The 10730-nt window shown below is 27.2% G+C and carries 15 protein-coding genes; all 15 read right to left on the reverse strand.

From position 1 onward, the window contains the following. Positions 1–417: 417 nt before the first annotated feature. The 15 genes from PHC28_RS10320 to PHC28_RS10390 all read right to left on the reverse strand — a co-directional run bounded on the left by PHC28_RS10320 (position 418) and on the right by PHC28_RS10390 (position 10326). The gene (locus tag PHC28_RS10320; RefSeq protein ID WP_300099653.1) at positions 418–819 is read right to left on the reverse strand and encodes a hypothetical protein; all 402 of its coding nucleotides are present in this window, start codon (positions 817–819) and stop codon (positions 418–420) included. A gap of 70 nt (positions 820–889) precedes the next feature. Beyond that, entirely contained in the window at positions 890–1108 is a 219-nt protein-coding gene (locus tag PHC28_RS10325) for a hypothetical protein (RefSeq protein WP_300099656.1), read from the reverse strand. 246 nt (positions 1109–1354) lie between these two features. After that, positions 1355–1681, reverse strand: a complete 327-nt coding sequence (locus PHC28_RS10330; protein ID WP_300099659.1) for a hypothetical protein — start codon at positions 1679–1681, stop codon at positions 1355–1357. A 68-nt stretch (positions 1682–1749) separates the two neighbouring features. After that, on the reverse strand, positions 1750–1932 hold the full coding sequence (locus PHC28_RS10335) for a hypothetical protein (protein WP_300099662.1): 183 nt from the start codon (positions 1930–1932) through the stop codon (positions 1750–1752). Positions 1933–2470: 538 nt separating this feature from the next. Further along, entirely contained in the window at positions 2471–3055 is a 585-nt protein-coding gene (locus PHC28_RS10340; protein WP_300099665.1) for a 3'-5' exoribonuclease, read from the reverse strand. Positions 3056–3057: 2 nt separating this feature from the next. Continuing rightward, positions 3058–3804, reverse strand: a complete 747-nt coding sequence (locus tag PHC28_RS10345) for a 7-cyano-7-deazaguanine synthase (protein WP_300099668.1) — start codon at positions 3802–3804, stop codon at positions 3058–3060. A gap of 6 nt (positions 3805–3810) precedes the next feature. Continuing rightward, positions 3811–4491, reverse strand: coding sequence for a GTP cyclohydrolase I FolE (gene folE, locus PHC28_RS10350; protein ID WP_300099671.1), 681 nt, complete (start codon positions 4489–4491; stop codon positions 3811–3813). Further along, complete coding sequence (locus PHC28_RS10355; RefSeq protein WP_300099674.1) at positions 4481–5386, reverse strand: hypothetical protein; 906 nt, start codon at positions 5384–5386, stop codon at positions 4481–4483. The genes folE and PHC28_RS10355 overlap by 11 nt, the downstream gene beginning before the upstream one ends. 8 nt (positions 5387–5394) lie before the next feature. Then, on the reverse strand, positions 5395–6282 hold the full coding sequence (locus PHC28_RS10360; RefSeq protein WP_300099677.1) for a 7-carboxy-7-deazaguanine synthase QueE: 888 nt from the start codon (positions 6280–6282) through the stop codon (positions 5395–5397). Next, positions 6272–6715, reverse strand: a complete 444-nt coding sequence (locus PHC28_RS10365) for a hypothetical protein (protein WP_300099680.1) — start codon at positions 6713–6715, stop codon at positions 6272–6274. The genes PHC28_RS10360 and PHC28_RS10365 overlap by 11 nt, the downstream gene beginning before the upstream one ends. Beyond that, positions 6715–8019 (reverse strand): hypothetical protein, encoded by a 1305-nt coding sequence (locus tag PHC28_RS10370; protein ID WP_300099683.1) that lies wholly within the window; start codon positions 8017–8019, stop codon positions 6715–6717. Before PHC28_RS10370 ends, PHC28_RS10365 begins: the two co-directional genes overlap by 1 nt. Next, positions 8019–8900, reverse strand: a complete 882-nt coding sequence (locus PHC28_RS10375) for a hypothetical protein (protein ID WP_300099686.1) — start codon at positions 8898–8900, stop codon at positions 8019–8021. Before PHC28_RS10375 ends, PHC28_RS10370 begins: the two co-directional genes overlap by 1 nt. Further along, a complete protein-coding gene (locus PHC28_RS10380; RefSeq protein ID WP_300099689.1) occupies positions 8897–9511 on the reverse strand; it encodes a hypothetical protein in 615 nt (204 codons plus the stop codon). Before PHC28_RS10380 ends, PHC28_RS10375 begins: the two co-directional genes overlap by 4 nt. Before the next feature lie 42 nt (positions 9512–9553). Then, a complete protein-coding gene (locus PHC28_RS10385; protein ID WP_300099692.1) occupies positions 9554–9997 on the reverse strand; it encodes an AAA family ATPase in 444 nt (147 codons plus the stop codon). A 50-nt stretch (positions 9998–10047) separates the two neighbouring features. Continuing rightward, positions 10048–10326 (reverse strand): hypothetical protein, encoded by a 279-nt coding sequence (locus tag PHC28_RS10390; protein ID WP_300099695.1) that lies wholly within the window; start codon positions 10324–10326, stop codon positions 10048–10050. Between the last annotated feature and the right edge of the window lie 404 nt (positions 10327–10730).

Genomic DNA, 10730 nt, shown 5'->3' on the forward strand with positions numbered 1-10730 from the left:
AAAAATTTGAAAGATCTTCAATAACATAATAATATCTCATAATTTACCTAAGAATTTTATTTTTGAAAACGAAATGAATTCAACATGACTCATAGTATTATTGAATATATGTATTGCTTTATTTTTAGCGATTCGTTCATCATCCGCAAAAACTTTGGTTTTAAATATCCCATAAGTTCCGGATCTAGATTTAATCCCTCTGAATGAAATTCTAATAAAATATCTATTCATTTTAACACGTTATGAAATGATTTACTAATATTTGGTTTTTATGGCATCCAGGGCAAATATGAACATATATAGTTTCTGGAGGAATATATAAAAACATTGGAGGATTGTGTTCTGGGTGATTACATATTGGTAATCTATTAATCGGATAAAACCCTGATTTATCAAATTCTAATAACATATTATAACCTATAATATCTGTGTTAGTTTAGCATATTCTGGATGATCTTTATAATAGATTTGTCCAAATTCTCTGCCTTCATCGTCAATACATCTCAATCTATAATAAAATTTCCCAATCGATCTTCCATATTCATGATAAAAATAATCAGTTGAAATATGGGGTTCTTTACCCATCTCCTTCGCTAATCGTTCAAATGAATATTTAACTTCATTTACAACTATTGGTAACTGTTGAACAAATCCATTACCATTTATGAAACTACATCCGTCATTATTTGGAATAGGTTTTAATTTTATAATAAATGATAATGCCTTGTCAAGAAATTTTTCATATTTTATATATTCGTCTTTTATGTCAAATAATTCATTATCAATTGCTTCATATTTTTTAATAATCAATTCTTTCATGTTTACCTCAAATAATGTATATCATCTCATAATAAAAATAAATAACTAAAATTCATATTTTTAATGAATTCTATTCAATATAATTATGCCAGTCATCGGATTCTGTTAATAAATTACTATCAATAATTTTATAAGGTTTTTCTTTACTTTTCAAGTAATTTATTGCTCCGATACAAGGTTTAATTGGATTATTATGGCAAGCCCAGGTTTTATTATGAATGACTCGCATATTAACGATACCATAAGGGGTTGGTATACAACCATAATTTTGTATAATTTCAGATTCCATTGAAAAAAAGTCAAAAGGACATCCGCAACACATGATATCATTTGAATTATTATTTAGGACCATATTTAATCAAATATTTTTGTAATTCATTTTGAAGTATAGAATTTTCAGTTGCTAATTCCATTATACAATTAAATAACATTTGAATATCTGTTATTTCATCTTTATCATACAAACACAAATTCTTATAAACAATAGGATTGATATATCCTAGATTTCTAATATCTTCTAGTGTTATATTATTCATCACCAACTCACAAAAAAAGTTATTGATTTTTCAATATTAAAAACTTCTTTCAATATAATCAATAATTTCAATGCTTCAATTCTTTTTGAATCTTCATCTTCATAATCTAATTCATCATGTAATTCTTCTTCAATATCCTCAAAAGAAAATGAAAAATATGAATCATTATTGAAACAGCTTACTTCTGAAAAATATTCCCATAATATTTTCTTTGCATTTATATAACCGATGGCTTCTAAATGGTATAGTACCTGTAATAAATTCAAGGTTGGTATCATTTCTATTTCTGGTTTTTCACATCTTGGACACCACGGGGTATAATACATTTGTTTTGGTTTATTACAACACTCGCATATATTTTTACCCTGGCAGGTTAACTCATAAATATCCATAATTAATCCTCACTTATTTTTAAATCATATAATATATCGCGATTTTTTGCCGCGCGTTCTTTTCTGATAGTTAAGAATTTTCCATATCTACAATAACTATAATATCCCATCCCTGCTCTTTTACTCCAAAAATCTTCGCCACAATGCTGATGTCTTTGATTTCTGTGATGTTTAGTTCTACTCATATTAAAAATTATAATCGTTATAGTGCGAACAGTATTCACTAGTGTTAACAAATAGATCATATAAATGATTGAAATATTCAGAACTAACACTATCAGTTGAATCAATCGTTACTTCTTCCGTATCTTTATAAAAGATATGATTTGATATCTGTATTACGTGTAATTGTATAATAGGTTCAATTGTTATAACTCGATCATGGCATATCATATAAGGATTATTAAACATATCTACATGATAACTCATCCTATAAATATGTGAACTTCCATGGCAGTGGCCAGTTATTGAATATACTAATAATAACAAAAATAATAATTTTCTCATAAAATCCGATTAATTGAATGCTGAAATCATATTGATACCCTACAAGTATCACAAATTATCTTTTAATATTGAAGATAACTCAATTGCTCTATTATAGTATATTTCAGCTATACCATAATAATATTGAATATTTTCATTATTACCAAGTAAATGAAAATACTCAGCTTTTTCAAACTATTGTTTTATTTTTTCTTCTAATATTTCTCTCATAATATTTTAAATCAATGAATCATATAATTTTTTCATTCTAATAATATCCATAGCAGTATCAGAAAGAGCATTATGTTTTATTATTTTACTGTGATCAATATCATTCATTTCAAAATATCCATTTTTAGAACCACTAAGAATATCAATATAAGTTCTGATATCTCTGTGCTTCCATGAATTAAGTGGATATTTGATTTTAAATTGCCTATACAAATGCATGATTATAGGAAAATCAAAATCCTGTCCTCGAGACCAACTATAACTTTCTTTGTAATCATATTTAGATGATTTAATGAAATCATTCAATAAAATTAAACCTTCAGTAACACTAACATCATTTACTGAAGGTTTAATAATTAATTTAGCTTCATCATTTTGTCTATTCCACCACTGTATTGTATCATAATCAGTTATTCTCCCCACTTTAATTTGTTCAATAGGATTGAATTTGATATAGAAACCTCTTGAAATAAGATCATCATATGTACACTTTTCTTCAAAAGTAAAAGGTATCAAAGCTAATGACAAAACAACACTGTCAGGGGTCACCCCTAATGTTTCTATATCAACATTAACATGAGTTAAGGCCATATTTATTCCTTATATTTCAAAAACAAAGACTCCCAACATATATCATGTTGATAATCAATAGGGTCAATCACTCCTATTTTAGCAAATGCTGCAATTCTCTCGGCACAACTAGGACATGCACCACAACTTTTATTATTGTGATCAGGATTATAACAAGTTATAGTTGATTCTAAAAAATTTATGTTTTCAATCTTTAATAATTCTTCAATTTCTTGTTTTTTATTCATTCCTTGAAAAGGAGCAAAAATTTGGATATTATGCATCCTATTTTGTACTAGTACAGAATTCATTTTATCAATGAAATTTTTAGTAGTATCCCAATATGAATATTCATCTTGAGCTTGAATACCTGTTACAATAAGCTGACAGTTATTTACTTGAGCGTAAGAGGCTGCAATCATCAATAAAATTGAATTTCTAAACGGCACTTCTGTTATAGGAGCAGGATCACCTAATATATCAACAATTGTTGGCATATCTAATCCTTGATTTATATTTGCCGAAATTGGTCGAGCAATATCTCCTAAAAAACTAATATCAATTAATGTATGACTTATCCCTAATTTTTCACAATTATGTTTAGCAAGATCTAATTCAATAGATTGCTTCTGCTGATAATAAAAACTCAGAGCAGATACATTATCTGCTCCATATTTTTCAATAGATAATCTAGCGGCAATAGCTGAATCCATACCACCAGACATTACTACAACAACTTTTTTTGCAACAGGAAATTTATCTATCATCATAAAACCTTATTTGTTAACAATACTCATCAATTCAGATCTCAATGCTCTATCTGATTCAAATAATCCGTGTAGGGATGATGTAATTGTAAAACCATTCTCATCTTCAACACCTCGAGTTAGAACACAAAAGTGTTGCGCTTTTATAATTACTGCAACAGAATCAACTTCTAGAACATATTTTAGTGTTTCTGCAATTTGATGTGCTAATCTTTCTTGAATTTGAGGTCTGTGTGAGAAATAAGAAACAATTCTGTTTATTTTACTCAATCCTATGACTTTTTTATCAGGAATATAAGCAACCCAACAACCTAATTCTTCTGGTTGGTGAGCAGTACCAAAATAAACAAAATGGTGTTCACATAATGATTTAATTGTACATTTTTCAATAATAAGATCTGAATATTTAAATTTATTATCTACAGTTGTACATTTAGGGAATTGATCAAAATCCAACCCATTGCATAGTTCATTAACATACATTTCAGCCATCCTATTAGGAGTGCCTGAAATACTATCATCCGCAATATCCAATCCTAAAGTTATCAAAATCTGTCTGAAATGAGTTTCTATCAAATCAACTTTTTCTTGATTTGATAAACCATTATCAATCAAAGGAGTTTGAAACCCTTTTTCATATAGATTTTGATTGATAATTTTTCCTAAAATTTTATCTGTTTTATCTTTCATTTTTTTCCTTAAATGTAAACATAGCGCCTTTTGACAATCCTTCTGAAATAAATATTTTATCAATACCTTTCAATTTGTTCTGTAAATCATATGTTTCAACAATGTAATCCAAAATATTTTCAATAGTAGTTTCTTTATTCATTATAATAATATTATACTTCGACTTTTTTATACTTGCAAAAAAATCTCCCCTAATTGTACTATATTTAATTATAATATTTTCATCATCATTAATCAATATATTTTCATTAAAAATAAAAATTGCATTATCAACATCATTCAAAATTGTTTTTAATACATATTGACTGTATTCATCATAAAAAATCTGCTTATATTCAATCCAGCTCAAATGGCCATGTCCTATATTTTGACACCCCCATGAAGAAGAATTTTTTAATCCATGGTTATATGTGAATTTTCCTAAATTTACATTATCTATCTCACTAAATTCTTCCACATTTAAAAAGCATTCTATTGCATACAAATTTGCATGCAATTCTTTCAATTCACGGTAAAGATATTGTTCAAGATGACTTTTTAAATTTTTTTGAATGTCTGAAGTATCTTCAATATATGTAATTGCGTTTAAAGGTATTTCAAATTGAATGGAATCAGTAATGATTCCAATATATCCTTCTTTAGATTTTATATATTCAACAGAATCAGCATGAAATGGAAGTAATAATTTATGATCAACACCTTTAGAAGATGAATCAACTAATTCTTTTATATCTTTTTTAATTGTTGAAAAATCAACCACTACTTGTTCATGAGTTTCAATAGAACCTGTAACTTCAACAGATAAATTAAAACTCAACCCCTTCAAAAAACCATCGTTTGTAATGTACCCAAAATCAATTTGGGTGATATTTCTCAAAAACATAGTACTTTTCATTTGTTTCCTCATTTCCCTATTTTATTTCCAAAAACATAACAATGATTTCTGGTTGCAATATAATACCCTTTGTTCATAGCTTCTATTACAATATGAGATATATCACTTTGTTGATTGATTGTTGCCCCTGCAGGCATAACATATATGTCTTGAGTGAATCCTGCGTTGATTAATTGAGTAACATAATAGTCTAATTCATCCCAGCATCTCCTACTTCCATCGACAACAAATTTCAATATTAATGAACTAGCTTGTTTATTATAATCTAATATGTTTTCAATGTCAACTACATTTTTTTCACCACTCACTGTATATAATTTAGGGCTACATGCAAAATGAACAAAATTATTTTGCAATAATAATTTCATATCATTAGTTAATTTTTTAACTGCATTTGTTTCAATTGTTGTAATAGCAGGCCGTTTTACAAATCTATTTTCCATCTCATTAAAAATATCTACAATAACTCCCTGATATAATAATGGCTCACCTCCTGTAAAACAAAGCATAATAGATTGATTTGTTTTTTTATGTTGAAATGAATCAGATTTCATTCCTAATTCATCAATCCCAATTTCAATTATTCTATCTACTAATTCTTTTATTGTATATTCATTACACAGATGTCTAAATTTCTTGCTCCAACTATAAGACGAATCACATCCTTTTTCAAAAACAGGCAAATCTTCTATTTTAGTTATACCAGTTATATCTACTGTTTCATAAGGCAATTCATATGTTTTTTCGTCAGTAGGGTCTATCTGACCAAACCCATTACATCTTAAATTACAACCAAAAAACCTAACCCAAATTGAAGGAATACCTGAATACTTTGCTTCACCTTGAAAACTTGTGAATATTTCACTAACTTTTGTTTTATAATCTTTATTCATCATTGATACCTAATCTTTTCTTAATATCTGTTACAGTAAAACCTGTAAACTCAGCTAATCTGTTTAATTCAGTTGAAATCCCATATTCATGATTATCTAATCCTCTCTCAAATGGAAATGATATCCAACAATCAAAATCTACAGCATTAAATAGAGAATAGAACTTAGCAGTTGTATTTTTTGCAGTGATTCTTTCGCGAGTTTGTCCTGAATCTTCAATATCATCAATAATAATATCTGCAATTTTTACATCATCAACAAAAACTAATTTGTCATACAAATAATTTCCAACAAGATATGCACATGCTATCCCACCTCTCGGAATAGGATAGCAATATAATTTTTTATTTGTTGGGAAATCTTTTTTTATTTGTTCACTTATTTTTATAGCAGCTAAGCACAAATCATGATGATTGATATTTTTTATTTTTTTCATTATTCACCAAATAAATTATCTAAATTATTTCCATGACGATAGATTCTTTTTGACTGCATATATCTCCCAAAATCATCATTCCATCTTTTAAAATCATCCATATCTTTCACATATCTAAGCATACCCATAGGTGAAGGATCTGAATCAACTGATTTGATGATATTATCAATTCTTTTACTAAAATACAACAATCGTTTGAAACACAACAAAGGAACCATTGCTCTGATTATACTTTGATAATGTATATTATCCGCTTTATTTATCATATCAGCTGTACTTTTAATATTACTAATCATATGATCTGCAATATATTCAATATCAAAATTATCGAAATATTTTTTCATGATATCACTATAAAATTCTAGTGAATCAATTAACTCTTTTCTTATTTCAATCAAATTATCTGAATTAATTGCTCCATTTTCATTTTCATATTTTCCTTGAATGATAGACATTGATATTGTAGTACTATCAAAACTAAATGTTGTATCATTATTCAAAAAACCGTTTTTTGATAAATAAAACAAAGGCTTCAATCGTGAAGAAGAACCAACCCCTAATAAATGTACATGATCTTTTATGATGTCTCTTCCATATTTTTTATTCAATAAATGATATGCGACAAGCATATCAATAGATTCTTTTTCACCATTTCCTATACAAGTATCAGCTAAAGATAATCCTGCAATATTATTTATCAATTCAGGTCCTAATTCAGTCACACCTACATCAAACCACTCAACCATATCTTGATAATTATTTCCTTGAATGATATAAGATACCTTTGAGGTTGAATCAATAAGACTATCAATTTGATTTTTAATATTCAGCGCAGTTTCTTTAGCACAATATGCTGCTTTATTAGGATCATAAACTTTATCGGTTACTCTTGATCGTGCAACAGTCACTCCTTTGAATTTTTCAACAGGAATAACATCAAAACACATTGCTATGTCAGCAATTTTCTGTACATTGTATATTTCACTTTTAATTTCATGAGTGACTGTTTTACCTTGAGTGATCATTTGAAGCCCACCAGAATCTGCAAATAATTTTGAAAACCCAAAATTATCATTCATTCTAATAAATTCACCTACATTATTTTCAGTATAAGCATTAAATAAAATATCAACTTCAAATTCATCAATAACATCCTTATTAACATATAAAGATTTCTTAATTTTTTGAAGACCCTCATTAATAATTTTAGTTATACCTTCATATTCATCAGGATTATCTACTGCCCACTTATTTGGTTGTAATCTCAACATAGCAGGCGCACTAAAAACATATCTTAATTTCATTACTGTCCTTGTATTTTTGTGTGTAATATATTTACATCTATAAATGATTGCGGTAATTTTTCTACAGAAGTTCCTCTTACTGGGTTTATATCTAAACTTCCTCTTCTTGAATACAATAACGCTATATAAAAATCATTATCAATTTTACTAGCTATTTGATTAAATAATTTTTCTGCACAAAATTCATGAAATTCATTTTGTTCTCTTAATGAAATTACTTGTTTAATAAAACTAGCAGGTGTTATGTATTCTGGTCCATATTGATAAAGATATGCAGATCCTGTATCTTTTTGTCTCGTATGTCTGCACCGACTTCTCAATATATTAGTATAAAAATGCCCATTAAATTCATTTGTTTTTTCAATATAATTGTTATCTGATTGATGATCATCAATCAATAAGTCATCACTAACTAATGTTGCAATGTCAGTGAAATTATCAAATGAATAAAAATTTAGCGTATCAAAAATCAATGAATCAAAGAAATTTATATGAACTGTGGTTTGTAATACTTGTTCTAAATCTTGCTTGATTTGATTAATGTAATTTTGAGTGGCAGTTTTTCTATCACTCCCCATCTTACACATATCAAAACTATTAAGATACAATTTCATGCTTTTACTTTCAATCATAAATTCTGAATTAGAATCATAGACAAACTTAAGAGTTCCTGCAATAGGCATCCCATTATTTAATAAAAAAGTTGATTCATAGCAATGCCAAACATCATAACCTACAAAACATTTCATTAGTACAGGTAATGTAGATCTTGCCAATTCTCTTGGCATCGGGTTTAATAATGATGAGTTAAAAGTATCTGTATATATTGCATAAGATGTTGAATCACCTAAAGTTTTTGCTGCTATATTTTCTATATTCATAAGATGTATGGATTTTCTTTTGTTTTAAATGTTGAGTGAGGTCGTATTACTTTATTTTTTAAATCAAGTTTAAACACAATATTTGGGTCGATTTGTTTTGAACCATTGAATTTAACCGAACTGATATTCAATTCAGAATCAATGAATAAAGGGCATATTTCATTTCTAAATACAAACAAATCAACACTATCATGATAAAAGCAAGAAAAACTACCATTTATTTCACTCAAATTGTCGAATGAATCATTGATTTCATATAATAGTAATTCAGTATCCCATAAAGTCTCTATTGAATATTTTTGTTTGATTCGATTAATTTCAAAATCTTTTATAATACCATTGTGCCAAAGAAATGTATTATTGTATTTTGCAGGATGTATGCTATCATCTTTTTGCAAAGATGTGGGAGCTTGTGAATGTAATAATATGTAATTTTCTGATTGATTTAATTTATTACATTGAAATTCAAATTTATTCTTCTGTACATGTATTATATTTGAGTTGTCAACATCAAATGAAGTAATTGAATGAGAATATGATCCTCTATACTGATTGATAGAATATAAGTAATCTATTTGTTTAACATCAAATGATGCTATTAATCCACACATATCATGTCCTTTGATTTAATTGTTAAAAATTAATAGTATAACCTACAACCCTTGATTTCTAATATTGTTAAATTGTTGAGTGATAACAGAAGCTCCTACTTTATTAGGTCTTTTACTATCACGCTCAATAGCATCAGCTAATGAAATATCAAAAATTTTGAGTTCTACTGTATAACCCAAATTTTGTAAAGTTTTTGTTAATGAATTTCTAGTTTTAATTGAAATGTTTGTATCAGCAACAATAATATTTCTTTTTTCATCAGCTAATTGTTTGAATAATTTTGATTGTATTTTGTTAACTTCACATTCTTTTTTGAAATCCCAGTAATGAAAAAGATTTGAATTTGGTTCCAATTTATGATTCAAATCTTTTTCAATAATTTCTCTACGAATATCATCTCGAGAAATTATAGTAAAACCTTGTTGTTTTTCAGCCCAAGTAGTTTTACCAGAACCTGATATGCCAACAGTTAATATTGCTTTCATTTAAGCCCTTTTGTTTATATGTTCATAAAATATATTATAATGCATTTTTCTTATTTATCATAATATTTATCATGGTCCCAAAAAGAATGCCATGATTTTGGTAAATCTTTCAAATTAGCTTCAAAATATAATTGTTCACCTAATTCAGTTAATTCATCTTCAACTAAAACAGTTCCTTTAGTTACAAACCCTAATTCAATAGCCGTTTCTAAATAATATTTAAATGAACCTAATGAACCAAAATGAAAACTCGAATCATTTTCTTCTTTGATACCTTTTACGATCGCTATAGTACAAGAATCTACCATAACACCATTAAATCTTTTCATGTTATTTAATACCAATATAAAAAGGGGATAGTGAAATTATCTTTATCCATATTATAACTATAAAAGGTAATATTGTATAGTAAAAAATAATACTTTTTATATCATTTTTCTTATCACCTATAAATTGTTTCTTTGTACCAAAAAATAAAAAACACATGACATATAATGCAGATAAATATATCATGACGACTAAAATTGTACAATATCCAATAATAGATAGGACATATATTTAATCTAAAATGTAGTCTAATGGATTTATACCATAGATTATATTTCCATTCCAAACTTTTCTGCAAGTATCAATATAATCTTGATCAATTGATTTTATAGTTAAATCGTCAGGTGAAAAAATAAAGAATAATGATTCATCAAAATTTAATACGGGTACACAAGACATCGCTTTA

The sequence above is a fragment of the Flavobacterium sp. genome, assembly GCF_028712645.1.
Taxonomy (GTDB): Bacteria; Bacteroidota; Bacteroidia; order Flavobacteriales; family Flavobacteriaceae; genus Flavobacterium.

Coding starts and splice junctions, on each gene's coding strand:
- PHC28_RS10320 (WP_300099653.1), bottom strand. CDS start 819: ATGAAAGAATTGATTATTAAAAAATATGAAGCAATTGATAATGAATTA.
- PHC28_RS10325 (WP_300099656.1), bottom strand. CDS start 1,108: ATGGAATCTGAAATTATACAAAATTATGGTTGTATACCAACCCCTTAT.
- PHC28_RS10330 (WP_300099659.1), bottom strand. CDS start 1,681: ATGTATTATACCCCGTGGTGTCCAAGATGTGAAAAACCAGAAATAGAA.
- PHC28_RS10335 (WP_300099662.1), bottom strand. CDS start 1,932: ATGAGTAGAACTAAACATCACAGAAATCAAAGACATCAGCATTGTGGC.
- PHC28_RS10340 (WP_300099665.1), bottom strand. CDS start 3,055: ATGGCCTTAACTCATGTTAATGTTGATATAGAAACATTAGGGGTGACC.
- PHC28_RS10345 (WP_300099668.1), bottom strand. CDS start 3,804: ATGATGATAGATAAATTTCCTGTTGCAAAAAAAGTTGTTGTAGTAATG.
- folE (WP_300099671.1), bottom strand. CDS start 4,491: ATGAAAGATAAAACAGATAAAATTTTAGGAAAAATTATCAATCAAAAT.
- PHC28_RS10355 (WP_300099674.1), bottom strand. CDS start 5,386: ATGAAAAGTACTATGTTTTTGAGAAATATCACCCAAATTGATTTTGGG.
- PHC28_RS10360 (WP_300099677.1), bottom strand. CDS start 6,282: ATGATGAATAAAGATTATAAAACAAAAGTTAGTGAAATATTCACAAGT.
- PHC28_RS10365 (WP_300099680.1), bottom strand. CDS start 6,715: ATGAAAAAAATAAAAAATATCAATCATCATGATTTGTGCTTAGCTGCT.
- PHC28_RS10370 (WP_300099683.1), bottom strand. CDS start 8,019: ATGAAATTAAGATATGTTTTTAGTGCGCCTGCTATGTTGAGATTACAA.
- PHC28_RS10375 (WP_300099686.1), bottom strand. CDS start 8,900: ATGAATATAGAAAATATAGCAGCAAAAACTTTAGGTGATTCAACATCT.
- PHC28_RS10380 (WP_300099689.1), bottom strand. CDS start 9,511: ATGTGTGGATTAATAGCATCATTTGATGTTAAACAAATAGATTACTTA.
- PHC28_RS10385 (WP_300099692.1), bottom strand. CDS start 9,997: ATGAAAGCAATATTAACTGTTGGCATATCAGGTTCTGGTAAAACTACT.
- PHC28_RS10390 (WP_300099695.1), bottom strand. CDS start 10,326: ATGAAAAGATTTAATGGTGTTATGGTAGATTCTTGTACTATAGCGATC.